Genomic DNA, 25,084 nt, shown 5'->3' on the forward strand with positions numbered 1-25,084 from the left:
GCCCGTAGAGGACTTTCACCTCCTAGATCAACGCCATGCTCGGCGCACAATAAAAAACGGCCTGCAATGCAGGCCGTCTTGTAAATGTCATAAGTCAGTTCAATGTTTCCACTCTGAGCTTTAACTAATCTTGTCACTGAGCTAGTCACACAAGCTTTGTTGATCCGCCATCTTTATTAATCGCGTAAATAAATCAACCAATACCACATGCCAACAAAGATACCGCCGCCGATGATGTTACCGATAGTAACGGGCAGCAAGTTGTTCATCAGAAAGTCCATCATGTTTAGGTCAACATAGTCTGCTGGATTAGCCCCTGTCATTGTCCAGAATTCAGTTGGAGCAAATGTTTTGATACCGATAGCTAAAGGGACTTGGAACATATTCGCAATACAGTGCTCAAAGCCCGATGATACAAACATCGCGACAGGTAAAATCAGTACTGCAATTTTGTCAGTCAGTGTTCGTCCACTAAACGTCATCCATACCGCGATACAAACCAATACGTTACACATGATGCCAAGCGCGATAGCTTGGATAAAACCATGGTGCATTTTGTGCTGAGAGATGGCCATGGCATTCAAACCCACTTGCCCATGGTCAAACATGTACTGTTTAGTCAGAAGCATGCATGCCACTAGCAATAAAGCACCAATAAGGTTACCGATATAAACGGTCGCCCAGTTCTTGACTAGGGTTCCCCAGCTAATCTTGCCACTTGCGCGAGCAACAAGAGTGAGCACCGAACTGGTAAACAGTTCGCCGCCAGTAACAACAACGAGGATTAAGCCCAAGCTAAATGCAAGGCCACCTAGGACGCGAGTAATACCCCAAGGTAAATCACCAGCGCCAGTGGTTACAATTGTGTAGAACACAAACGCAATACCGATATGTATGCCAGCTGAAATCGCTAGGAGAAAAGATTTGGTTGGATCTTTGGTTGCTTTACCTACGCCAATATCTGCAGCGCGCTCAGCCATTTGTGGCGGTAATAATGAGTCAAATTGGTTCAGATTCATGATGATTTACATTTTGAAACATGTTGTCGGGAGCGCGATAATCCTCTCTTTCATTTCTGAATTCAAGAGCTATTTTAGGCACAAAATAGCTCTCACAGCCTTGTTGAAAGCAAATAGTCCGAGTTATTCCAAATTCATACGACTTTAGTAGTAAAAAGAAAACTCTGCTGAATGATTAGTTATCAGCATAGAAAATAACACATCTATAAATATCAACAAGTTACGTTAAAAATCAAAGAATAACGTACACTAAAATGGCTCACAGAGCGCTTTTATTTCTAGATTTTGACATAGATCAACAGAACGTAAAAAAACGCCCTAAGGCGCTTTTAACTCAATCACAAATAAAGAAATTAGTGATGCTAAACCGAAGGTTCAATCACTTCTTCTGATGATTGTTCTAGGGTTGAATCTTCTAGAGTAGATTCAACAGCTGGGGACATCACATCAGAGTCACTTTCGTTGGCCACTTTGCCACCTAAGCTTTTCAAACTATCCACTAACTCTTCTAAGCTTTTAATGTGAGCATCACTCTTGGTAATCTGCTCACCGAGCAACTCACTGTGCTTGGTTGCTTCAGACAGTTGCTGCGCTTGCTTCTGGTTTTCAGACTCCAGCTTAGCTAATTGCTCAGTCAAAGTTTTAATCTCTGACTTTAATGACGCCGTCATGTCTGAGCCTTTCAGCGCTTTAACACTCGCTACAATTTTTTGAGACTGAAGACGCAATACAACATCACGGTGATCTTCATCATTAACCACTCGTGAAATGCTCAATAACTGGTTCTCTGCATTCAAAACCGACTGTTCGAACTGGTCGCCTTTTACGCTCGCCAGCACTTTGACTTCATGAGCAACACTGCGTACGTGGTTTAATTCGAACTCCGCAGCGTGAACTGCGTCTTCAATGATAGACTTTTCACGGGGACTGGCTTTCACTTGGCTTTCTGCCAAAGCAATTTGAGATGCCGCTTTAGCAAACGTCAGTGGAACAACGTCATCGAAATCTTCATCTTCCAAGAACTCTAATTCGTTCTTCAAAGGTTCGATGTATTTCTTATGCGCCACTTTAACTTCTAGTAAGCGAGCATTGTTAAGAAATTCCACCTGCGCTTCTTGAGCGTCTTCAAGCTCATCGACCAGCACATACTCGAACAACTCGCTGTATTCTGAATACAAACGTTTGTAGCTCGAGGTAAACATGGTATCTGCGCCAAGAAACTTCAGGTAATCCATTTGGACAATCGAATCCGCGAGTACTCGGTCAGCCTTCTTCTTTAGCACTAATATCGAGTCATAATTTGATTTGATCAACGCAATTTTTTCATCAAAAGCTTCAGCGTAAGTCAGGCTCGAAAAAATGGAGTAACTCTTGGTTATCCGAGTTTCGTCTTTAAGTAAGTCCGCATAAATGCTTTCAGCGTCATCCCATGCGTCTAATAGTTCATTGTAATTCTCTGGTGCATAGAGAGACAATTGGCCGTGGTCTGCGAGCTTAGCCTCCCATTCGGAGTAAACGCTTTGGACAGACTGAAATGAACGGACCTCGATTGTAGATTCATTATTGTTGTTTGTGGTTTGGTTCGCGTCTGTCTGCTCTGAGGGTGTACTTTGACAACCTGAGATAGCAAATAGCATACTGATCGTTAATGCTACTTTGTTCGCTCTCACTTATGCATATCCTTTTTATACAATATTCGCTCAATGCAAATTATTTCTAGTCACAATATATTACAACCACTTAGCAATAAACATCACTGATGATTTAAGTGGGTGCAAATCACCCAATATAACCAAAATAAACTCATCACTCGATGATTAATCAATCAATTTGGTATCACTTATCAATTCTCTTTATTTGCTATTGCCTGAGCCGAGAATGCGCACTAAGGTGAAGGTAGAGAACGTTATGAATATATAGGTCAATTATGAAGTACAACGCTGAACATATTGCTGATTTAAACCTCCTTCTTCAATTTGATGTAAGTAGTGCAGCTACTGGAATTAAAGTCCATCAAGAGGCAGCTCAAGAAACTCAAGACGCTGTTAAGCGCCTATTCGAAAAAAACCTTTGTACTCAGCCAGACGGCGGTTACCTAACAGATGAAGGTATCGAGATGGCAGAGCGCGCAGACAAGCTTCTTCGCGTACTAAACTAAAGCTCCATTGTTCTAGTAAAAACTCCACTTGCTTCGGCCGTGGAGTTTTTTCATTTTTGGGCAAAGCTTTGTTAGGCTTATTGTAAATTCGTCATTTGCAGTTGTGAGGAACACATGGCTTCTATATTTATTGTCGGTGCAGGATGGGTAGGTGCACCTTTATCTGAACATTTAGAAAAACATGGTAACCGAGTAGTGGTCACGAAAACGACCCAAGCGGGAGCAGATGCCATTGGTAGCGAACAAATTCCATGTGAAGTGTTTAGCTTTGATTCATCCGATCCACAACAGACTATCGGGCGACTCTATTCATTGTTACTCGAAAACAACACTGAAATTGTGATTGGCAGCTTCCCTCCTGGCTTTAGAAAAGGAGCAGGACAAGAGTATGCCGACTACTGGCAGCAACTCACCAATGCATGCCAAAAGGCCAACATTAAAAAGCTCATTATGGTTAGTTCAACTACGGTATACCCAACTAAGCCGGGTGTGCTGAACGAGCTGGATGCATCACTCCCTCTTTCGACCTCAGATAACGAGCACGCGTCTTTATTTTCCGATAACGCACGAATCATGCTGCAAGCTGAACAGTCAGTGATTGATTCCGGTATCGACTACACCATTCTTCGCTTTAGTGGCTTAATCGGCCCAAGCCGTCACCCATCACGCTTCGCAAGCAAGTTAAAACAAGTCAGCACTCAAGCTCCAGCCAACATGCTGCACCTTGATGATGCAATTGGTGCTGTCGATTTCGCTATCAGTCAACTGCACAATGAAATAGTTAACGTGACCACACCAAATACAGTAAGTAAGGCGGAGTTTTATGCCGCGGCACTGAAAAGCGCCAACAGCAGTAAGCCTCTGCCCGCTGTTGTTGATACCCCAGACAAGTTAATCTCTTCGAAGAAGATTCTCGACTTAGGTTATTCATTTAAATTCGAATCCACACTGGACGCACTTCATGAGTGAACAATCTATAGCTAACAAAGATCCCAACATAAAACTGCATCGCTCAGTCGACACCCTTTGGAACTTTATGTCTATGGGTCACAAGGTTACGCCTTCCGACTGTATCTTTGTATTGTGTAGCAACGATACTCGCGTCGCTGAATATGCAGCCGAGCTTTATCACCAAAAGGTCGCGCCTTACATCGTTTTTTCTGGCGGTGTTGGACGCTTTACCGAAGGAAGCTTTGAGCGCTCAGAAGCAGAAGCATTCGCTTCTATTGCACGAGATTGTGGTGTGCCTGACTCTGACATTATCATAGAGAAACACGCGACAAATACTGGGGAAAATGTACGATTCACTCATGAGTTGCTGACAGAAAAAGGGTTATCGCCGAAGAGGTTAACCTTAGTTCAGAAGCCCTTCATGGAGAAACGTACCTACGCAACCTTCAGTAAACAATGGCCTGACGAAACTTCCGAGATTACCGTGACGTCGCGATGGCAAACTTGGGATGATTACTTTAACGAAGAGTTGCCGTTAGATATGGTGTTAGGCGCATTAATTGCTGATTACGAGCGAATCAAATCCTACCCAGAGAAAGGCTTTCAGATTGAGATGCCGATCCCCGACGACGTTGACCACGCCTATCAAGCATTGAAGAAGCTCGGCTTGGAAGAAAGCAAAACACAGGCCCAATAAACAAAAACGGTGACACTTGGTCACCGTTTTTCGTTCTTTCGCGTTAGCAAATAGAGCTGCTTATTTACCTAACGCTTCTTTGTAGTGCAGACGGCAAACAGAAACGTATTTGTCGTTACCGCCAATAGCCACTTGGTCGCCCTCAGCAATCGCCACACCGTGCTCGTCGGTACGAATTACCATGTTCGCTTTACGGCCACAGTGACAAATTGTTTTAAGCTCAACAAGTTTATCTGCCCAAGACAGTAAGTAACGGCTACCTTCAAACAGTTCACCCAGGAAATCGGTACGTAGGCCGTAACAAAGTACAGGGATGTGCAGCTTATCAACCACTTCTGTTAATTGGTACACCTGCTCCTTCGATAAAAATTGGCACTCATCGATCAAAACACAATGACGCTTTTCTTCCTCATTGAGCTTTTTGATCGCATCAAACATGTTGGTGTCATTTTTAAACAGCTGAGCTTCAGATTGCAGACCAATTCGTGAGCTCACTTTACCGATACCATAGCGATCGTCCAAAGCTGCCGTAAAGATCACTGGCGTCATGCCACGTTCTTGGTAGTTGAATGAAGATTGAAGAAGCGTTGTTGATTTACCCGCATTCATTGCCGAGTAATAAAAATACATCTGAGCCACAGAAATATTCCTGTTAATTAAAAGTTGAAGATAGAAAAGGTGAAAATAGAGAATTCGTGCTAGAAAAAAGGGCTGAAAATCAGCCCTTTTTATAAGATTTACTTACGACGCCAAGTCGTACCTTCTGGGCCATCTTCCAGAACAATACCCAACTCGTTTAGCTTATCACGTGCAAGGTCGGCATTTGCCCAATCCTTTGAAGCACGAGAGTCGTTACGCAGTTTGATCAACGCTTCGATTTCAGCCACTTCGTCGTCGTTACCTGTCGCATCACCTTGTAGGAAGGCTTCTGGCTCTTGGTGAAGAATACCGATGATGTCTGCTAGTTCACGCATCAATGCACCCAGTCCGCTTGCTTTTTCAATGCTTTCAGGCTTGATACGGTTGATTTCACGAGCCATTTCAAACAGTACTGAATAAGCTTCAGGTGTGTTGAAATCATCGTTCATCGCTGTAGAGAATCGAGTCACGTACTCTTCGCCACCGGCAGGAGCGGCTGTAAGGTCTAGGCCACGAAGTGACGTGTATAGACGCTCTAGTGATGCGCGAGCTTGGTTTAGGTTATCTTCGCTGTAGTTTAGTTGGCTACGGTAGTGACCAGACATTAGGAAGTAACGTACCGTTTCAGCATCGTAATGTGCTAGCACGTCACGGATAGTGAAGAAGTTACCTAGTGACTTAGACATCTTCTCTTTGTCTACCATCACCATACCACTGTGCATCCAAGTATTTACATACTGAGTGCCGTGCGCGCAGCAAGACTGTGCGATTTCGTTTTCGTGGTGAGGGAACTGCAGATCTGAACCACCACCGTGGATATCGAAGTGGTTACCAAGAATAGACGAGTTCATTGCTGAACATTCGATGTGCCAACCTGGACGACCCGGGCCCCATGGCGATTCCCATGTAGGTTCACCTGGCTTAGACATCTTCCAAAGAACAAAGTCTAGTGGGCTGCGTTTTGCAGATTCAACATCAACGCGAGCACCCGCTTGAAGCTGATCAAGGTCTTGCTTTGAAAGCTTACCGTATTCGTCGAATTTCTTTACTTCAAACATCACGTCGCCGTTGCTTGCAACGTATGCGAAACCACGTTCAATCAGCTTTTCAACAAGCTCGATGATTTCAGTGATGTATTCTGTCGCACGAGGCTCAACATCTGGACGCTTCATGTTCAATGCATCAAAGTCAGCGTGCATCTCACCGATTAAACGCTCAGTCAGAGAGTCACAATACTCACCGTTTTCATTAGCGCGCTTGATGATTTTGTCATCGATATCTGTGATGTTACGAACGAAATTCAAATCGTAACCAAGGTAACGAAGGTAACGAGTTACTACGTCGAAAGAAACGAACGTACGACCATGACCAATATGACAGAGATCGTATATGGTTACCCCACAGACATACATGCCGACTTTGCCAGCTGTAATTGGTTTGAATTCCTCTTTCTGTCTTGTGAGCGTGTTATATATCTTCAGCATGATCTCTATCTATTTTATGGATTAATCAAAATAAGCTCGCAGTATAACAAGTCATACCTTAATAGGTAATCCCTAAAAGCAGGAATTATACCAATCACGGTAAGTAGATGGTCATAAATAGCGCAGAAAAAATGCTTGAGAACAAGGAAGCTCTTTTCGACAAAAAGTTTCAATAAGTAGTTATTCTACATTCAAAATTTCTAACGACGTTATCAAGTGTTTTAACAAGCTAGGATGGCCAGTTATTTACTACGATTGGTATTACCTCAAACATCCGAGTTAAGTTAATGATTTGGTGATTTGAAAGTCTGCCAACATGCGCTAGAATTCGAACTTCATATTAAAAAGACAGTAAGGTAACAATCATGATCATCCTTCACACAAATTTTGGTGATATCAAAGTTCAACTTAACGAAGAAAAAGCACCAGAAACAAGCGCAAACTTTCTACAGTATTGCCGTGACGGTTTCTACGACAACACACTATTCCACCGTGTTATCGATGGTTTCATGATTCAAGGCGGCGGCATGACTTCTGGCCTTAAAGAAAAGGCAACTCGTGCAACGATCAAGAACGAAGCAAACAACGGTCTAGCGAACAAAGTTGGTACGCTAGCAATGGCTCGTACTATGGAACCGCATTCAGCCAGCTCTCAGTTCTTCATCAACGTTAACGACAACTCTTTCCTAAACTTCCGTAGCGAAAGCCTAGACGGTTGGGGCTACTGTGTATTCGCAGAAGTTGTTGAAGGCATGGACATCGTAAACAAGATTAAAGGTGTTAGCACTGGTTCTATGGGTATGCACCAAGATGTACCTCTAGAAGAAGTGATCATCACTGGTACTACAATCGAAGCTTAATTCATCGCTTTCGGTTAGTATTGATGAGCCGATAAAATCAGGATATAGGGAGCGAATCGCTCCCTTTTTTTAGACCTATGAAAACATATTTTATATCAGATCTGCACCTTTCTCCGTCACGAGAAGACATCACAGACTGCTTCTTAACCTTTATGAAGAAAGAAGCCGTAGAAGCGGATGCACTTTACGTATTAGGTGACCTTTTCGAATTCTGGATTGGTGACGATGATAAGAGTGAATTCGCGACTTCTATCCGCCAAGCGTTTATCGACTTAGTGAAAACAGGCGTGCCTTGTTACTTTACTCAAGGGAACCGCGACTTCTTAGTCGGCAAAAAATTTGCTAAGCAAACGGGCGTACAACTTCTCGACGAAGTTTCTACGATCGATATCTACGGGCAAAAAGCGGTAGTATTGCATGGAGACACTCTATGTACTGAAGATGTAAAGTACCTCGCCTTTCGCGAAAAAGTGCATCAGCCATGGTTACAATGGGTCTTCAACCGAATTCCATTTTTCATCAAGAAGAAAATTGTTTCAAAGGTTCAATCAGATATCAAAGATGACAAGCAGACCAAGTCTCTCGACATCATGGATGTGACACAGCAAGAAGTCGAAGATGTGATGGAACGAAACAATGTCGATCTGATGATCCACGGCCATACTCACCGCCCAGACATCCATACATTTAATGCTAACAATTGCACTAAAACCCGTATCGTACTTGGCGATTGGTATACGCAAGGCTCAGTGCTGGTGTTCACGCCGCAAAGTTTTGAACTACAGAATCGAGCGTTTAGCAATAGCTTTTAACATCACGCTTAAACTTTCACTTTGATTATTATTGTCGGTCAGACTTTCTTAGAAAGTGTATGGTAATTTCTAGTGAATTAGCTATTATCTCTCTACCAGAAATAAACCGAACACAGTACCAAGTTGAAATATTCATACGTAGCGCGTCAACCAATACTCGACACAGGCAAGAAAACCATAGGTTACGAGTTGCTATTCAGGGATGGTCCTAAGAACACTTTCCCTGAAGTAGAGCCGGAGCTCGCTACTAGCCGTTTGCTTTCCGATCACTTCTTATCGACCCACTATAATACGTTGGGTGATAAGCTTGGGTTCGTGAATTTCCCATATGCAAGCCTAATCAACTTAGTCCCTACTCTGTTCCCCAAAGAAAGCCTCGTTGTTGAGGTTCTTGAAGACTGCGAACCAACAGACGAATTACTTGAAGCAATCAAAACCATCTTTGACGCGGGTTATACCATTGCGCTAGACGACTTTGTGCCAAGTAAAGCTTGGAAGCGCTTCTTACCCTACGTTTCAATTATCAAGTTCGATATCCGTTTGACGCCAATTGCCAAAGCAGCGATGTTTATGAACTCTCTCAAAGGGCTAGATATCAAGTTCCTTGCTGAGAAAGTAGAAACGTACGAAGAATACCAAGAAGCGAAAAAAGCAGGCTTCACCTACTTTCAAGGTTATTTCTTTAGCAAGCCAGAGATGATCCAAACGCGTGCGCTCAACCCGGCATTCCTGACGACTGTTCAGCTGTTAAAAGAGATTGCGCACGACCCTATCGACTTTGGTGAAGTAGAGCGTTTGATTACGCTCGATGTGACCATGTCGTATAAGCTACTTACCTACGTAAACTCCGCTGGCGGTTCACCAACAACGATTCGTTCATTCCGCCAAGCGCTTATTTACCTTGGTGAACAAAAGCTGCGTAAGTTCGTTTCACTTGTGGCGATCGCATCAGCGAAAGAAGACAAGCCGGACTCACTCTACGGTTTAGCGGTATTACGCGCGCGTCAATGTGAGCTCTTAGTCGAGAAGATGAATGTGAAGGTTGAGCCAGGACAAGCCTTTTTGACCGGTATGTTCTCTCTGTTGGACTCACTCTTTGACCAACCGTTGAAGCAAGTACTGGACTCAGTGCCAATCGACGATGAGATTAAACAGGCCCTTATCCAACGTAAAGGCGTGTTAGGTGCTGTATTGGCGATGGTCGTTGCTTTTGAACAAGCTCGTTGGGATGAAGCGACTCGTATTCGCCAGCTTCTCAAACTGAGTGAAGCTCAACTTGGTCAAGCTTATGACGAAGCGACAACTTGGGCCCAAGAGCTATTGGCTCCAGCCCTGAAATAACATACTTCGTACTATAGCTTTAATAGTTTCAATAGAAACTAAGCTTTGGTGAGCGATCGTTTCTTGGTAAACTCCCACGCATTCACTTATGGCCTCTTAATAGAGGCCATTTTTACAGGATCTGACTATGTCTTTATGCCCATGCGGTAGCAAAAATACTTACCAACAGTGCTGTGAATCAGCGCACCTTCACCACAGTGCTGTTGAAACGCCTGAACAGTTGATGCGCTCTCGTTATTCAGCGCACGTGTTGGGTTTAGTTGACTATGTTGTTGCGACTTACCACCCTAGCTGCAACGCAGAAGCGCAAAGAGAAGGCATTGCCGAATCTATCAACAGTGATTGGGCAGGACTAGAAGTCATCGATACTGCGGTAGGCTCGCACCAAGACGAAGGCTTTGTTGAGTTTAAAGCTTACTTCAATGAAGAAGGCGCACAATACTGCATGCAAGAACGCTCTCGCTTTATACGTGAAGACGGTCTTTGGTACTACATTGATGGTACCTTCCCAGAGCAGGAACAAACTACACAACCAGAAATTGACCCACGCTTAAATCAAACCGTTGAGAGCTTTAAAATCGGCCGTAATGATCCGTGTATTTGTGGCAGTGGTAAGAAATACAAGAAGTGCTGCGGGTAACTCGTTCGACTAAGAAGTCAGATTAAGAGAAGAGATTCCTGATGTCGCTTAGGCTCCTCGGAATGACGCAAAGTCAGAGGTTAGAAAAGTGACGTAGGGCTTAGAAATCTTGAAATCTTGAAATCTTGAAATCTTGAAATCTTGAAAATTAAAAACTAAAAAGCCCCGTAAACATGTTTGTTTGCGGGGCTTTTGTCTGTCTTTTACGCGGTTCTATTAATCTAAAGAGAGCTTACTTATGACGCTCTTTCAGCTTGTTTACCACATCATCCATCGATAAGCCTTGGTCTTGAAGAAGAACCATTAGGTGGTAAATCAAATCTGCTGATTCACACACTAACTCCGCCTTATCGCCCGACGTCGCCGCAAGCGCGACTTCAACGCCTTCTTCGCCCACTTTTTGCGAAATACGCTTGGTGCCACGGGCATATAGACTGGCAGTATAAGAAGATTCAGGATCGGCGTCCTTGCGGGCAGCCAATAGCTGCTCAAGCTGATGAAGCCACACCATCTGAGACTCTTCTTGCTTGTCTCCATCCCAACACGTTGTTGTACCTGTGTGGCACGTTGGACCAATGGGATTAACTTTAACCAGTAAGGTGTCGCTGTCACAGTCCAAGGCGATGTTTTGCAGTTGCAATACATTGCCCGACGTTTCACCTTTCGTCCAAAGACGCTCTTTTGTGCGAGAGAAAAACGTCACATTGCCAGTTTCACCCGTTTTCTCAAGTGCGGCTGGGTTCATGTATCCCATCATTAGCACTTGGCTTGACTGGTAATCTTGAACAATCGCTGGCACTAAGCCATCTACTTTTTCCCAGTTAATACGCTCTGACAATGCGCCTACTTCTGTTTTTGATAAGCTTACGGGTTCAAAACTCATAGTCGCACCTCTACATCTTGTTGTTTTAAATACTGTTTAAGTTCACCAATATTGATGACTTGTTTGTGGAATACCGAAGCCGCAAGTGCTCCATCCACGTTGGTCTTTTTATAAGCTTCAGCAAAGTGCTCCATTGCACCAGCGCCACCAGAGGCAATCAATGGCACATTACACACTTCACGCACCATGTTTAACTGATCGATATCATAGCCGTTACGAACGCCATCTTGGTTCATCATGTTTAACACAATCTCACCTGCGCCACGCTTCTGTACTTCCTGCACCCAATCTTTGGTTTCCCATTTGGTTGCTTTAGTACGCGCTTCATCGCCTGTAAATTGGTAAACCTGATATTTACCGGTTTCTTTGTCGAAGTATGAATCGATACCGACAACGATACACTGAACGCCAAACTTATCAGCAAGGTCAGTAATCAGCTGTGGATTAGCCAATGCCGGTGAGTTGATTGACACTTTATCCGCACCAAACTCAAGAATGCGCGCTGCATCTTCTGCTGATTTAATACCACCAGCGACACAGAAAGGGATATCGATCACTTCAGCTACGCGTTTCACCCAGCTTTTATCGACCACACGGCCATCACTTGATGCGGTGATGTCATAAAATACCAATTCATCGGCGCCCTCTTCTGCATAGCGTTGTGCTAGCGGAACGATGTCACCAATAATTTCGTGGTTACGGAACTGAACGCCCTTAACCACTTGTCCGTCACGGACATCCAAACAAGGGATTATTCGCTTTGCCAACATGCAAATGCCTCCTCTGCGGTAAACTTGCCATCAAGTAGCGCACGACCCACAATCACACCCGCAACACCGCTGCCTTTAAGCGCTTCGATATCAGCTAGGCTGCCAATGCCGCCCGATGATTGGAATTGCACTTGTGGGTACTGCTTACAAAGATCAACATAGAGCTCTACGTTTGATCCTTCTAGCGTGCCGTCACGTGAAATATCGGTACACAGCACGTGTTTAAGGCCAACCGTGAGGTAGTCTTCAATCAGCGCTTCAATAGTCACACCTGAATCTTCTTGCCAACCTGAAATCGCCACTTTACGTGTGCCGCTTTCATCAATGTTGATGTCTAGAGCCAGCACGATTTTTTCCGCGCCATACTTCTCCATCCAACCTTTCACCAACTCAGGTTGCTTAACGGCTGTAGAACCAACCACAACGCGCTGTGCGCCAGCTTCTAGCAGATCAACGACATCTTGTTCGTTACGCACGCCACCACCAATCTGGATGTTCGCAGGCGTGCTAGCAAGGAGCTTAGCAATCAAGTCTAACTGACGAGCCGTTGTGTCTTTTGCGCCCGTTAAGTCAACAAGGTGCAGCCAGCCAGCGCCAGCTTGGTGGTACAGATTAAACTGCTCTGCTGGGTCTACTTTGTATTCTGTTACTTGCCCGTAGTCTCCTTGGAATAAGCGAACTACTTGGCCTTCAATTAAATCTAACGCGGGAATAATCATTTACATTCCTTATATGGCAACGTTAGCCGCTGCCTAATCCTTATTACAATTCCAAGAAGTTCTGAATCAGCTTAGAGCCAGCTTTCGAAGATCGCTCTGGGTGGAACTGAACACCATAATAATTGCCACTTTGAACCGCCGCAGTGAACGGATTACCGTAATCACATTGTGCGATTGTGTAGTCGCCCACTGGCATTGCGAAGCTATGAACAAAGTAGAAGTATTCGCCTTCTTCAATGTCTTTAAATAGCGGGTGATTAGGCGTTGCTGTTACTGTGTTCCAACCCATGTGTGGTAATGGTAAGTCGCCCGTTTCAAGTAAACGAACTTCGCCATCACACAAACCTAGGCATTCAACTAACTCATCAGCCTTTTGACCTTTCTCTTGAGACAGTTTGCCTAACAGCTGCATACCTAAACAGATACCCAGCAGAGGCTTCTCAACTTGCTTGACAAGGGTAACAAGGTCACGCTCTTGCAGGTTCTTCATTGCCTCACTTGCTGTACCTACACCGGGTAGGAATAGCTTGTCGGCAGCAAGAACAACTTCTGGTTCTTTTGAAATTTCAACTGCGTAGCCCAGACGTTCAATCGCAAACTTCACCGATGAAACGTTGGCACAACCAGTATCAATAATAACGACTTTTTGCTCTTTCATACCGAACCCTTACAGAACGCCTTTGCTGCTTGGTAACTCGTTACCTTCAACTTTGATTGCTTGGCGAAGAGTACGGCCAAACGCTTTGAACAGGCTCTCAATGATGTGGTGATCATTATTGCCATCAGAAGAAAGGTGTAGCGTGCAAGCCAATGTGTCAGTTAGAGAACGGAAGAAGTGAACCACCATCTCGGTTGAAAGATCACCCACTTGCTCACGGCTGAATTTAGCATCGAACTTCAGGTATGGGCGACCAGAAAGGTCTAACGCACACTGAGCCAAACACTCATCCATTGGTAGGCTGAAACCAAAACGGCCAATACCACGTTTGTCGCCTAGTGCATCTTTCAATGCTTGGCCTAAAGCAAGAGCGGTATCTTCTACTGTGTGGTGATCATCGATGTGCAGATCGCCTTTCACAGTCAGGTTCATTTGGAAACCACCGTGTGTCGCGATTTGATCAAGCATGTGGTCGAAGAAACCCATGCCGGTATCGATCTTGTTGCCACCGGTTTCATCAAGGTTTACTGCAACCTTGATATCTGTTTCTTTAGTGGTACGAACTACTTCAGCAATACGCGCATTAACCGTCAGATCTTTAACGATTTGTGGCCAGTTAAGCGTGCCTTCAGTTTCCGCATCCGGGCTATATTGAATACCGCGGATTGCCATGTTCTCTGCCAGTTGAAGATCCGTCATTCGGTCGCCAATCACAACAGAGTGTTGGAAATCGACTTTACCGCCTTGTAGGTACTCTTTAACCATACCCAGTTTAGGCTTACGGCAAGAGCAGTTGTCTTCGTCAAAGTGAGGGCAAATAAGCACGTCGTCAAACTTAACGCCTTGAGATTCGAAGAACTCCATCATCATATTGTGTGGTGCATCGAAATCTTCTTGTGGGTAGCTATCGGTACCTAAACCATCTTGGTTAGTGACCATTACTAAGCGGTAACCAGCATCTTGCAAAGCAAGCAGGCTAGGAATTACTCGCGGTTCGAATTTTAGCTTGTCTAAACGGTCTACTTGAAAGTCAACTGGCGGCTCAACAATTAAGGTGCCGTCACGGTCTATAAAAAGTATTTTCTGTTGTTTACTCACTTGAACTTCCTTTTAATTTTAAATCTGGTGGCCTAGCTAAAATCAAACGCTAACCCAAAATATTGGTTTCACTTGCCAGCCCAATTAATCAACTCAAACTGGCAAATGTTATTACTGGTAAGCCTTTCATTACTGATAAAAGTTACGAATGAATCCAAGTGTCTTTTCGCACTCTTCGCGGTTACCAATACTAATACGAACACAGTCTTCAATAGGTGAATTACGCAAAATAATGCCCGTATCCCAAGCCGCTTTAAATAACTCATCGCCGTTCGGGAATTTCACCAGTAAGTAGTTACCCCAGCCATCAAAAACCGTCACTTGAGGCATACCTAATAGACCCGCCTGCAAATACGCTCGGTTAGCACTTAAATCTAGAACTTGGAACTTAGCTCGCGCTAGTCCTTGCTCTGAGAGAGCTTGAACGGCAATGTCAGCAACAGGGATTGGCACAGGATAAGGAGCGATCACTTTCAACAGTACATCGATAAGCTCTTTATTCGCTAGCGTAAAGCCACAACGTAAGCCCGCCAAAGCAAAGGCCTTCGACAAGGTGCGCAGAATCGCTAGGTTTGGATATTGCTCAAGCAAATCAACGGTTGACGCTTCTGGACAAAAATCGATATACGCTTCATCCATCACCACAATCGCTTTGTCTTGTGTCATTTCAAGCAGCTTGATGATGTCTTTACGATCAACTAAATTACCGGTTGGGTTATTTGGGCTACAAACAAACACCACTTTTACGTTGTCGAGCTGAGCTTCGATAGCTGGAAGATCCAATTGCCATTCAGAAGTAAGAGGCACAACTTTACGCTCAACACCAATCGTCTCTGCACTGATTGCGTACATACCGTAAGTGGGTGGGCAGTAAAGAATAGCGTCTTCGTTCGGCTCACAGAAAGCACGAATCAGTAATTCAATACCTTCGTCAGCACCACGCGTTGTCAGAGTTTGCTCTGATTTCACGCCTGCGTATTGAGCGTAAGCATCAATCAGCTCTTTTGGCTGACATTCGCTGTAACGGTTAAGACGAGACAAGTTCAGGTTGTACTCGTTATCAAACGGAGATTCGTTGGCGTTTAGCCATACATCACCAGTACCGCCTATGCGTCTTGCAGACAAGTAAGGTGTTAGAGCCTGAACTTGTTTTCTTGCTAACTTTTCCATGCCCTACCCTTATTTCGCTTTATTTAACTTTTCAACTCGGATAGTCACAGCGCGTTTGTGTGCATCCAAACCTTCGGCTTCCGCCATTGTTACTACTGTTGGCGCTAGGCCTTTCAACCCATCAGCTGTTAGCTCCTGCACCGTCATTCGCTTAGAGAAATCAGCCAAACCTAGGCTTGAATACGTCTTGGTATAACCGTAAGTCGGAAGAACGTGGTTTGTGCCGGATGCGTAGTCACCTGCAGATTCTGGAGACCAGTCACCAAGGAAAATTGAGCCTGCATTATCTAGCAATGGCAGCAATTCACGTGGGTTCTTGGTTTGAACGATCAAGTGCTCAGGACCGTAGAAATTCGAAATCGCAATCGCTTGAGTGATCGATTCAGCAATGATGATTAAGCTTGAAGCCAATGCTTGCTGAGCGATGTTCGCACGAGACAGTTCTTTCAGTTGCTTTTGAACCGCTTCTGTTACTTGGTCTGCAACCACTGGAGATGGAGTTACCAATACTACTTGAGAGTCAGGCCCGTGTTCCGCTTGGCTCAACAAATCCGCTGCAATGAAGTCTGCATCAGCCGTTTCATCAGCAATCACTAACACTTCAGATGGGCCAGCTGGCATATCAATAGCTGCTCCGCGGAAGTCATTACTCACTTGGCGCTTTGCTTCCGTAACGTAGGCATTACCTGGGCCGAAGATCTTATCGACTTTAGCCACACTCTCGGTACCGTAAGCCATTGCTGCAACCGCTTGACCACCACCAACGTTGTAAACTTCGTCGATCTTACAAAGCTTAGCGACATACAAGATTTCATCAGCGATTGGCGGAGGTGAACAAAGCACAACCTTACGACAACCTGCGATTTGAGCAGGAACACCTAACATAAGAACCGTTGACGGTAGTGGCGCACTGCCACCGGGAATATAAAGGCCAACAGTATTAATCGCGCGCGTCACTTGCTCACACACAACACCAGGCTGTGTCTCAACCTTAATTGGCTGCGGCTTTTGAGCTTCGTGAAAGTTAGCAATGTTGCTATAAGCTTGCTCTAACGCTTGCTTCATCTCTGGTGTTAGACGAGCACACGCCTCTTCAATCTCACCCGAACTGACTCGGATAGATTCTGGAGTTACACCATCAAACTTTGCAGTCAGCTTTTTAAGCGCGGCATCGCCTTCATTTCGTACTTTTGCAATAACATCAGAAACAGTCGCTGTGATGTTTGCACCTTCAGTAATAGCTGGACGCTCTAATACCGAGTCTTGCTGTGATTCACTTAAAGATTGCCAAACAACGGTTCTCATCGTCACTACCCCATCATTTTTTCGATTGGTAATACTAGAATCGAGCTTGCACCCAACTCTTTCAGCTGTTCCATTGTTTCCCAGAACAAGTTCTCTGTACTTACTAGGTGCACGGCAACTTTGTCTTTGTCTGTAGATAGAGGAAGAACCGTTGGATCTTCAGCACCAGGCAGTAGTGCTTTGATTTGCTCTAGTTGAGAGGTTGGCGCGTGAAGCATGATGTACTTCGACTCTTTCGCTTGTTGAACACCCTGCATACGAGTCAGTAGTTTTTCAATCAGTGCGGTCTTGTCTGCGTCGAAGTCGCCAACACGTTGAATCAGTGTTGCTTTCGATTGGAAGATAGCTTCTGCTTCTTTTAGGCCGTTCGCTTCAAGCGTTGCACCTGTAGAAACTAAATCAGCGATAGCGTCTGCAAGGCCAGCGCGAGGCGCGACTTCAACCGAACCTGTTAGCATACAAGTGCTGAACTCAACACCCTGCTCGTCCATGTAGGCTTTAAGTAGTTGTGGGTAGGTTGTCGCAATACGTTTGCCCGCTAAGTCTTGTGGGCCGTTGTATTCTTCGTCTTTATTAATAGCGATTGAAAGGCGGCAACCACCGAAGTCTAAACGACGTAGTGTGCGGAACTCTGAAGGCTCTTTAAGAGCAACACGATCTAGACGAACTTCTTCTAGTTCATTTTCACCGATGAAACCAAGGTCAACTACACCATCCATGATAAGACCTGGGATGTCGTCATCACGAACGAGTAACAAGTCGATTGGCATATTTAGTGAGTGAACCACTAGGCGCTCACCCATGATATTAAATTTAACACCACATTTTTTAAGTAGGTCTTGGCACTCTTTACTTAAGCGACCTTTCTTTTGAATTGCGATTCTTAGGCGTTGTGTCTGCATTGCTGTATCCCTGTGCAAATATTTGAATTTATTGATTATTTAAAAGCGCTAAAACTAAAAAACCCTCGGGGACTTTGTCATCCCGAGGGTTTAAATCTAAATTCTTTTGACTTAACCTCCGGGAGTAATCTTGCTCCCGGGTATACGTAAATCTCCCCCGAAAGACTAGATAGGGTGATGATGGTGATGAATGTTCATTACTAATTTACGCATACTTATCAGCTCTTAGGTTGTTTGCTGTCTTGTCTCCACACTAACTAAGCTGACATCCTTTTTCAACCATTTATTCGAACTTTTTTCACGAAACTTAAAATTAAATTAACAGGCACAAAAAAGGGAGGCAAACGCCTCCCTGATAGTTTACTGATTAACTTTCAATTTTAGCTTTTGCACGTCGCCATTTTGCAGCGAGAGAAGTAAGCCAATGCAAAACATACAGCAACAAACGTTAGAGACGCTGCGCCAAATGCGATGCCAATTGAAGATGTCATACCTAGAGTGATGAAACCAATGCACGATACGAACGCTACAGACAACGCGTATGGAAGCTGAGTCGAGACGTGGTCGATGTGGTTACAACGAGCACCAGTAGAAGACAGAATCGTCGTATCTGAGATTGGAGAACAGTGGTCACCAAATACTGCACCCGCTAAAACCGCACTTAGCATTGGAAGAATCAGTGCGATATCCGATGCTGCAGCCATATCACCCGCGATTGGTAGCATGATACCGAACGTACCCCAAGATGTACCTGTAGAGAACGCCATAACGCCCGCTAGAAGGAACAACATAACCGGTAACCAGTGGTAATCAATGCTGCCTGTTACTAGAGACGATAGGTAAGAACCCGTTTTCATGTCGCCGATAACAGAACCGATAGTCCATGCAAACACAAGAATCAGAATCGCGCCAAACATAGAGCTAGCACCGATCCACATTGTTCTTGCGATATCAGTCATAGATAGCTTTTGCTTGAATACTGTCGCTAGAGCTACTAGTAAGCCAATAACACCACCGTAAACAAGAGACTTACCTACATCCGTGTTTTCGAATGCGCCTAGAAGGTTGAATGCTTGGCCATCAGCAGCCAGCGCTTGGCCGCCTGTGTAAAGCATTGCAGCCACTGTCGCTACAATTAGCGATACGATTGGCATAACAAGATCAGAAACTGAACCGTTTTCGCTCTCTTCGATATCCAACTCTTCGTTTAGATCGTGAGCTTGCTTTTGATCGTTGTCACCTTCAAAGCCACGGCCTTGAGATGCTTCGATCTCATGCTCACGCATCTTACCAACGTCTAGACCGAACCATGCTACTGCGAACACCATTAGTAGTGCGAATACAGCGTAGAAGTTCATTGGGATAAGACGAACGTAAGCACCCAGTGCAGAATACTCTGTCACACCGTGTGTCACTAAGATGCCACCAATGATCGTGATGATGTAAGCACCCCAGCTAGAAGCAGGCATGATCACACACATAGGAGCCGCAGTTGAATCTAGGATATAAGCAAGCTTAGCGCGAGATACATAGAAGCGGTCTGTTACAGGACGAGAGATAGCACCAACCGCTAGGCTGTTAAAGTAGTCATCAACAAAGATGAATACACCTAAGAAAGCAGCAAGTAGTTTTGAACCACGTTTACTCTTAACGCGAGACTGTGCCCACTCCGCGAATGCGCGAGTACCGCCAGACAGTGTTAATAATGCCGTTGTCATTCCAAGAATAATTAGGAATGCAATGATGCTCATGTTCCAAGTGTTGATGCCACCATCTTCGATGAAAACACCAGATGCTTTAGTAAACACGTAGCTAGCTGCGTTACCTACTGAGTAATCAGCAAGTAGAATCGCACCCATGATGATACCGACACCCAAAGAAACCAATACACGGCGGGTAACAATAGCAAGGCTCAAAGCCACAAGGGGCGGAAGCAAAGATAAAGGTGATGTTGCAAAATCTATTAAATTCATGATCTTCAAAAACCAGTTTTTTATTTGGCTAGAGATCTACTGCAGACAAACTTGATACGGCTGACCAAGCTCATGTTGAACTAAGCGAAAGGGAAGTGAACACTTCACCCAACCCTACAGTAGCGCTCCATAGTTTAAAATTAAGACTATGGCAGTGTTGTACCTATTGAGCACAACCCCAGCAAATTGCTTAGATATACAATTTACTTCGGCAATTACACCTTTCATTCCCGTTCATTGGCATCACCCCAACGGAAGTTACTTTTTATAATTGCACCTCTACGTGCGATAACATTATTAACCGTGTAAACCAGAGTTTAACAACAAATTAACCAACACCTCGCATCAGGTAGCCGCAATTGTACTCATCAAGAGCAACAATGCAACATATCATTCCGAGAAAAATAGCTTTTTGTTAATGAACTAATCAATAGAAGAATAGTCTACATAAGTTCACTACTCCACCTGTCACATATCATTTTTTAAGATATTCTTAATAATTATTATAAATTCAATAGAAATACTGCTCTGAATTTTCAACTATTCATCTCACTTTTATATTTAAATATGTAATAGAAGAAATACTATTTGTTTTATTCCTAGGCTCTGTTTATTATTAGGAAGATTATTTAGTTTACCTTGATGGAAAATATCATGTCTGAATTAACAAAAACTCTATTAAATATCCGCAGCCTTCGTGCGTTCTCACGTGAATTAACTCTTGAGCAACTTGAAGAAGCGCTAGACAAGCTGACTATTGTTGTACAAGAGCGTCAAGAGTCTGAAGCTGAAGAGCGTGCTGCTAAAGCAGAGCAAGAAGCTAAGCTTTCTGCTATTGCTGAACAAATTGCAAAAGACGGAATTGATGTTGCCGATCTTATTGCTGCACTTTCTGGTGAAGCAAAATCTAAAACAACAAAAGCTAAACGCGCTCCTCGCCCAGCGAAATACAAATACGTAGACGCAAACGGCGACGAGAAGACTTGGACAGGTCAAGGCCGTACGCCTTCAGCTATCCAAGAACAGCTAGATGCTGGTAAATCTCTAGAAGAGTTTGCTATCTAAACATTTAGTTTACTTAGTGAGTAATCAATTACACGCTAAGCGATAGAATTAATATTTAAGTCGACCAAAGTATTATTTACGACTTCAATATATTCAGAAACAAAAAAGGCTCCTTTCGGAGCCTTTTTTATATTTGTACTATCAGTATTAGAAACCAACTGATACTGATAGTACTACTGATTAAAGAAAGTAACTTATCTTTCCCAATACGCTTCTTCTAGGCTATCTTCTCTTTCAGGAAGGCCACGAGATAAACGTGGAGAGTGTTGAACCAACACTTCATAGCTAGCACGGTTAGAATATTTACAAACTTGTGAGAACGAAGAGTACGTCAAGAATGAATGTTGGTGTTTACTTGAGTTTGGCACGTTTTCTTTGTGGTACTTATTAGCTGCCATATCATGTAATAAAGCTGATAACGCAGCATCACCTGCACCATTGGTATTTTTGATCTTTTCTGGTCCACCCATGTATGGCGCAATGTGCGAATACACTTTAGTTGGGTTTTCACATAAATCTTTATGCGCAGGACGGCTAAATTCAAAACGGTTGAATTCCGCAATTGAACCTGGAAGTAAAGGCAGTGACGTTTCACGCTTAGCTGCATCTTCTGTATAACCAGCCATAAATAGGCCAACAGGTCCCGCAGTACATAGAACAAGGTCTACCCAGTCTAGCGCTTTATCTGATGCAGCCAGTGGATCGCTTTCACCCGTTAACGCTTCAGCTTCGTCTTCATTCATTGCAACAACCGTTACGTGTTGCTCAAGGAAATCTTTCCAGAATTCTGGATCATCTTGAATAACGAACTTAGTACCTAGTGTAAGAACGACTGGCACATCGTATTTCTTCGCGTATTCGATCGCTTTCATTGTTGCTTCAGGCATCGGGTCGCCTGGCTTACAGCGAACTAAATAAGCCGTTAAAACTAAAGCAGAAGCACTTTTGAAGATTTTTTCAGGAATGCTTTCTGGTTTTAATTGGTTCATTTGTCCTTCGCTAATTGCGAAAGTACGTTCACCGTCTTCTGTAATTAATGCAAAGCAGCGACCAATTGCGCCATCTACCCCTTGTAAATGGTTCAGATCCATTCTGCTTGATGTATTACATAAATAGCGATAACCGTAACTACCAATCTTAATATCTTGGCTCATTACACCTAACAGTGTAGAACGGTCATCCGCTAGCACTGAATAGTTGTGTAATGTGTTACCAATTGTGCCACCAGCGTATTCATTGGTAATCAGGCACTGCTCTTTTAATTCTTGATACAAAGATTCAGCGGCTGCGTCGCCAATAACCAGTGAATGTCCCTTGCTCAAACCATACTTCTCAATAAGTTCAGAACTCACCTTTGCTTCAATATCCACCAATGTTTGGTCAATACCGATAATATGAGTGCGTGACATTCTTTTACTGCTTTGAGCTTGGCTCACTAGAGGATCACGAGCGTGAACCGGAAAGTAGTGCTTTGATTTACGTTGTCCAGGGAATTTCATAGGGCTAGTCTAAGTCAAGGGGAAATAGGTGGCGGATTCTACCGCGCTATATTTAACGCGGCAATCTTTCAAACTATAGCAAACGTTTGCTGAAGGTTTTTTTTATTCGCCTTCCATAAAGCTTAAATCAGGCAGCATGCCCAAATGCTCTGCGTAACGTTTTTGATTAAACTCCGCGCCGTTTTTCATAACGTCAAATACTTCAATTGCCAGTGCACATGCCATAGCCGCAATTGCTTCTTCACGTGGAGTGCCTGTCATCATTAAACGCATCAACGTCTCTTTCACTTTCACTGGTTCGCCATCTTCAAGCTGGTTCTCGATGATCTCAATCAGCTCTTCTTCTTGCATAAATTCATTTTGTTCAGACATTTTTTTATCTCAGGTCTTGGATTTCGAGCGACTATGCCACATATACTTCTGACATCATAGCGACTCACCTCGCTCTCATGCGATTCTCTAACAAAGTCAGCGCACTATTTGTGCAAATGAAACTGTGATTCCGGTCTCGGATCTGTCACGGCGTTTCTCTTTCTGTTAGAATCTGCGACCAAGTAATAGTAACGGTGTTTAGACATGTCAGATATCAGCTCTGGAAACAGCGAAAAGAAAGTAATTGTCGGTATGTCCGGCGGTGTAGATTCGTCAGTATCGGCGTATCTTCTTCAGCAACAAGGCTATCAGGTAGAAGGCCTTTTCATGAAAAACTGGGAAGAAGACGATAACGAAGAATACTGCACGGCAGCTGAAGATCTTGCTGATGCTCAAGCGGTATGTGACAAACTAGGTATCCACCTTCACACTATCAACTTTGCTGCAGAATACTGGGACAACGTATTCGAATACTTCCTTGAAGAGTACAAAGCAGGTCGTACACCTAACCCAGATATTCTTTGTAACAAAGAAATCAAATTTAAAGCATTCTTAGAGTTTGCGGATGAAGTGCTAGACGCAGACTACATTGCGATGGGTCACTACGTTCGTCGTACTTTCCCAACTCAAGAAGAGCTTGATGCTGGCGTAAAACCAGAAATGCTACGCGGTCTAGACAGCAACAAAGACCAAAGTTATTTCCTATACACGCTAAGCTCAGATCAAGTGGCACGCAGCCTATTCCCTGTCGGTGAATTAGAGAAGCCAGAAGTGCGACGTATTGCTGAAGAGCAAGACTTGATCACAGCTAAGAAGAAAGATTCAACAGGCATCTGCTTTATCGGTGAGCGCAAGTTCACTGAGTTCCTAGGCAAATACCTACCAGCACAACCGGGTAACATCGAAACACCTGAAGGCCAAGTGATTGGTCAACACCAAGGTTTGATGTACCACACGCTAGGTCAGCGTAAAGGCCTTCATATTGGCGGCACTAAAGGTGGTGGCGGTAACGAAGAACCATGGTTTGTTGGTGAAAAAGACCTTAAGCGTAATGTACTTATCGCAGTACAAGGTAAAGACCACCCTCTTCTGAAATCAGAAGGCTTGATCGCATCTCAACTTCATTGGGTAAATCGCACACCAATTACTGAAGTTATGACATGCACGGTAAAAACACGTTACCGTCAAACAGATATTCCTTGTACAATCATCCCAATTGATGATGAGAACATTAAGGTTATTTTTGATGAGCCACAAATCGCAGTGACCCCAGGTCAATCTGCAGTGTTCTACCAAGGCGAAGTATGTCTTGGTGGTGGTATCATCGAAAAGCGCATCTAATCAATCAAACGACAAACAATAGAAGACAACTAGGAGTTACTACGTGGCTAATACACTTTATGACCGTACTATTGCTTTCGCCGGAATTTGCCAAGCTGTGGCTTTGGTTCAACAAGTAGCGAAAGACGGCCATTGTGATAAAGATGCCTTTGAAGCTTCACTCAGTGCCATTTTAAATACCAACCCATCGAATACCGTGGGCGTATTTGGACGTGAAGCGAACCTAAAGCTTGGCCTTGAGTGCTTAGTAAAAGGTATCGATAGTACTCCAGCAGGTAGCGATATCACGCGTTACATCATCAGCTTGATGGCGCTTGAGCGTAAGCTGTCTTCTCGCAACGACTCTATGTCTCAGCTTGGTGACCGCATTCAAACTGCAGAGCGCCAAACTGAACACTTTGATCTGTTTGACGAGCAAATGATCAGCAACCTTGCAAGTATCTACCTTGATGTCGTCAGCCCTATCGGCCCTCGCATTCAGGTTTCTGGTACTCCGTCTGTACTTCAGCAGACATCGAGCCAACATAAGGTTCGCGCACTGCTTCTATCAGGGATTCGAAGCGCTGTGTTATGGCGTCAAGTTGGCGGTAAACGTCGCCACCTTATCTTCGGTCGTAAGAAGATGATCGAGCAGGCTCAAATCCTACTAGCTCGAATGTAGTTTATTAGCTCGCGCCTCGTCGCGAGCTTGTTTTTTGTATCAACACAACTCTCACGCAAACGATTGC

Annotated in this window: 25 protein-coding genes, 1 riboswitch and 1 other annotated feature; of the genes, 10 read left to right on the forward strand and 15 right to left on the reverse strand. The window is 44.1% G+C overall.

The window, feature by feature from the left end; genetic code table 11:
- Positions 1-176: 176 nt before the first annotated feature.
- Both focA and AB6D58_RS21460 read right to left on the reverse strand, forming a co-directional pair.
- Positions 177-1,019, reverse strand: a complete 843-nt coding sequence (gene focA, locus AB6D58_RS21455; RefSeq protein WP_065583873.1) for a formate transporter FocA — start codon at positions 1,017-1,019, stop codon at positions 177-179.
- 362 nt (positions 1,020-1,381) lie between these two features.
- Positions 1,382-2,689: an ATPase gene (locus tag AB6D58_RS21460; RefSeq protein WP_372098771.1), complete on the reverse strand. Its 1,308-nt coding sequence runs from the start codon at positions 2,687-2,689 to the stop codon at positions 1,382-1,384.
- Between the two features lie 257 nt (positions 2,690-2,946).
- On the opposite strand from AB6D58_RS21460, the gene AB6D58_RS21465 reads away from it, so the two are divergent.
- The 3 genes from AB6D58_RS21465 to AB6D58_RS21475 all read left to right on the forward strand — a co-directional run bounded on the left by AB6D58_RS21465 (position 2,947) and on the right by AB6D58_RS21475 (position 4,825).
- The gene (locus AB6D58_RS21465; protein ID WP_017060280.1) at positions 2,947-3,177 is read left to right on the forward strand and encodes a TIGR02647 family protein; all 231 of its coding nucleotides are present in this window, start codon (positions 2,947-2,949) and stop codon (positions 3,175-3,177) included.
- 114 nt (positions 3,178-3,291) lie between these two features.
- On the forward strand, positions 3,292-4,146 hold the full coding sequence (locus AB6D58_RS21470; protein ID WP_372158409.1) for an NAD(P)H-binding protein: 855 nt from the start codon (positions 3,292-3,294) through the stop codon (positions 4,144-4,146).
- Positions 4,139-4,825 carry a YdcF family protein gene (locus AB6D58_RS21475; RefSeq protein ID WP_372158411.1) on the forward strand — a complete coding sequence of 229 codons (687 nt, stop codon included), beginning with the start codon at positions 4,139-4,141 and terminating at the stop codon, positions 4,823-4,825. Before AB6D58_RS21470 ends, AB6D58_RS21475 begins: the two co-directional genes overlap by 8 nt.
- 60 nt (positions 4,826-4,885) lie before the next feature.
- Here AB6D58_RS21475 and AB6D58_RS21480 read toward each other — a convergent pair whose 3' ends face one another.
- Entirely contained in the window at positions 4,886-5,464 is a 579-nt protein-coding gene (locus tag AB6D58_RS21480; protein ID WP_017060277.1) for a thymidine kinase, read from the reverse strand.
- Between the two features lie 98 nt (positions 5,465-5,562).
- Positions 5,563-6,948 (reverse strand): cysteine--tRNA ligase, encoded by a 1,386-nt coding sequence (gene cysS, locus AB6D58_RS21485; protein WP_372158414.1) that lies wholly within the window; start codon positions 6,946-6,948, stop codon positions 5,563-5,565.
- 365 nt (positions 6,949-7,313) lie between these two features.
- Between cysS and AB6D58_RS21490 the strand changes: the two genes are divergently transcribed.
- The 4 genes from AB6D58_RS21490 to AB6D58_RS21505 all read left to right on the forward strand — a co-directional run bounded on the left by AB6D58_RS21490 (position 7,314) and on the right by AB6D58_RS21505 (position 10,601).
- Entirely contained in the window at positions 7,314-7,808 is a 495-nt protein-coding gene (locus AB6D58_RS21490) for a peptidylprolyl isomerase (RefSeq protein ID WP_017060275.1), read from the forward strand.
- A gap of 77 nt (positions 7,809-7,885) precedes the next feature.
- Positions 7,886-8,620, forward strand: coding sequence for a UDP-2,3-diacylglucosamine diphosphatase (lpxH, locus tag AB6D58_RS21495; RefSeq protein ID WP_017060274.1), 735 nt, complete (start codon positions 7,886-7,888; stop codon positions 8,618-8,620).
- A 123-nt stretch (positions 8,621-8,743) separates the two neighbouring features.
- A complete protein-coding gene (locus AB6D58_RS21500) occupies positions 8,744-9,961 on the forward strand; it encodes an EAL and HDOD domain-containing protein (protein ID WP_372158417.1) in 1,218 nt (405 codons plus the stop codon).
- A gap of 127 nt (positions 9,962-10,088) precedes the next feature.
- Positions 10,089-10,601, forward strand: coding sequence for a YchJ family protein (locus AB6D58_RS21505; RefSeq protein WP_017060272.1), 513 nt, complete (start codon positions 10,089-10,091; stop codon positions 10,599-10,601).
- 232 nt (positions 10,602-10,833) lie between these two features.
- Here the strand turns inward: AB6D58_RS21505 and hisIE are convergent, their stop codons facing one another.
- The 9 genes from hisIE to AB6D58_RS21550 all read right to left on the reverse strand — a co-directional run bounded on the left by hisIE (position 10,834) and on the right by AB6D58_RS21550 (position 20,079).
- Positions 10,834-11,484, reverse strand: coding sequence for a bifunctional phosphoribosyl-AMP cyclohydrolase/phosphoribosyl-ATP diphosphatase HisIE (hisIE, locus tag AB6D58_RS21510; RefSeq protein ID WP_017060271.1), 651 nt, complete (start codon positions 11,482-11,484; stop codon positions 10,834-10,836).
- Positions 11,481-12,254 carry an imidazole glycerol phosphate synthase subunit HisF gene (hisF, locus tag AB6D58_RS21515; protein WP_017060270.1) on the reverse strand — a complete coding sequence of 258 codons (774 nt, stop codon included), beginning with the start codon at positions 12,252-12,254 and terminating at the stop codon, positions 11,481-11,483. Before hisF ends, hisIE begins: the two co-directional genes overlap by 4 nt.
- Positions 12,236-12,973, reverse strand: a complete 738-nt coding sequence (gene hisA / locus AB6D58_RS21520; RefSeq protein ID WP_012604374.1) for a 1-(5-phosphoribosyl)-5-[(5-phosphoribosylamino)methylideneamino]imidazole-4-carboxamide isomerase — start codon at positions 12,971-12,973, stop codon at positions 12,236-12,238. The genes hisF and hisA overlap by 19 nt, the downstream gene beginning before the upstream one ends.
- Before the next feature lie 43 nt (positions 12,974-13,016).
- Complete coding sequence (hisH, locus tag AB6D58_RS21525; protein ID WP_017060268.1) at positions 13,017-13,631, reverse strand: imidazole glycerol phosphate synthase subunit HisH; 615 nt, start codon at positions 13,629-13,631, stop codon at positions 13,017-13,019.
- Between the two features lie 9 nt (positions 13,632-13,640).
- Entirely contained in the window at positions 13,641-14,729 is a 1,089-nt protein-coding gene (gene hisB / locus AB6D58_RS21530; protein ID WP_017067390.1) for a bifunctional histidinol-phosphatase/imidazoleglycerol-phosphate dehydratase HisB, read from the reverse strand.
- A gap of 129 nt (positions 14,730-14,858) precedes the next feature.
- Complete coding sequence (hisC, locus tag AB6D58_RS21535) at positions 14,859-15,899, reverse strand: histidinol-phosphate transaminase (RefSeq protein ID WP_017060266.1); 1,041 nt, start codon at positions 15,897-15,899, stop codon at positions 14,859-14,861.
- Between the two features lie 9 nt (positions 15,900-15,908).
- On the reverse strand, positions 15,909-17,210 hold the full coding sequence (gene hisD, locus AB6D58_RS21540) for a histidinol dehydrogenase (protein WP_372158419.1): 1,302 nt from the start codon (positions 17,208-17,210) through the stop codon (positions 15,909-15,911).
- Positions 17,210-18,106, reverse strand: coding sequence for an ATP phosphoribosyltransferase (gene hisG / locus AB6D58_RS21545; protein ID WP_017060264.1), 897 nt, complete (start codon positions 18,104-18,106; stop codon positions 17,210-17,212). The genes hisD and hisG overlap by 1 nt, the downstream gene beginning before the upstream one ends.
- 53 nt (positions 18,107-18,159) lie before the next feature.
- Positions 18,160-18,296: a sequence feature (His leader region), on the reverse strand.
- Positions 18,297-18,486: 190 nt separating this feature from the next.
- On the reverse strand, positions 18,487-20,079 hold the full coding sequence (locus AB6D58_RS21550; RefSeq protein ID WP_017060263.1) for a Na+/H+ antiporter NhaC family protein: 1,593 nt from the start codon (positions 20,077-20,079) through the stop codon (positions 18,487-18,489).
- A gap of 112 nt (positions 20,080-20,191) precedes the next feature.
- Positions 20,192-20,369: riboswitch (Lysine riboswitch) on the reverse strand.
- A 364-nt stretch (positions 20,370-20,733) separates the two neighbouring features.
- Here AB6D58_RS21550 and AB6D58_RS21555 point away from each other — a divergent pair.
- Positions 20,734-21,144: an H-NS family nucleoid-associated regulatory protein gene (locus AB6D58_RS21555; protein WP_017060262.1), complete on the forward strand. Its 411-nt coding sequence runs from the start codon at positions 20,734-20,736 to the stop codon at positions 21,142-21,144.
- Positions 21,145-21,338: 194 nt separating this feature from the next.
- On the opposite strand, the gene AB6D58_RS21560 is transcribed toward AB6D58_RS21555, so the two are convergent.
- Both AB6D58_RS21560 and AB6D58_RS21565 read right to left on the reverse strand, forming a co-directional pair.
- A complete protein-coding gene (locus AB6D58_RS21560) occupies positions 21,339-22,643 on the reverse strand; it encodes an inosine/guanosine kinase (RefSeq protein ID WP_017060261.1) in 1,305 nt (434 codons plus the stop codon).
- Positions 22,644-22,745: 102 nt separating this feature from the next.
- Positions 22,746-23,015: a hypothetical protein gene (locus AB6D58_RS21565; protein WP_010439986.1), complete on the reverse strand. Its 270-nt coding sequence runs from the start codon at positions 23,013-23,015 to the stop codon at positions 22,746-22,748.
- A gap of 204 nt (positions 23,016-23,219) precedes the next feature.
- On the opposite strand from AB6D58_RS21565, the gene mnmA reads away from it, so the two are divergent.
- Both mnmA and hflD read left to right on the forward strand, forming a co-directional pair.
- Positions 23,220-24,356 carry a tRNA 2-thiouridine(34) synthase MnmA gene (gene mnmA / locus AB6D58_RS21570; protein ID WP_017060260.1) on the forward strand — a complete coding sequence of 379 codons (1,137 nt, stop codon included), beginning with the start codon at positions 23,220-23,222 and terminating at the stop codon, positions 24,354-24,356.
- Between the two features lie 43 nt (positions 24,357-24,399).
- Positions 24,400-25,017, forward strand: coding sequence for a high frequency lysogenization protein HflD (hflD, locus tag AB6D58_RS21575; protein WP_017060259.1), 618 nt, complete (start codon positions 24,400-24,402; stop codon positions 25,015-25,017).
- Positions 25,018-25,084 lie beyond the last annotated feature (67 nt).

This window comes from Vibrio sp. 10N.239.312.D08 (assembly GCF_041466145.1).
GTDB lineage: Bacteria > Pseudomonadota > Gammaproteobacteria > Enterobacterales > Vibrionaceae > Vibrio > Vibrio crassostreae_C.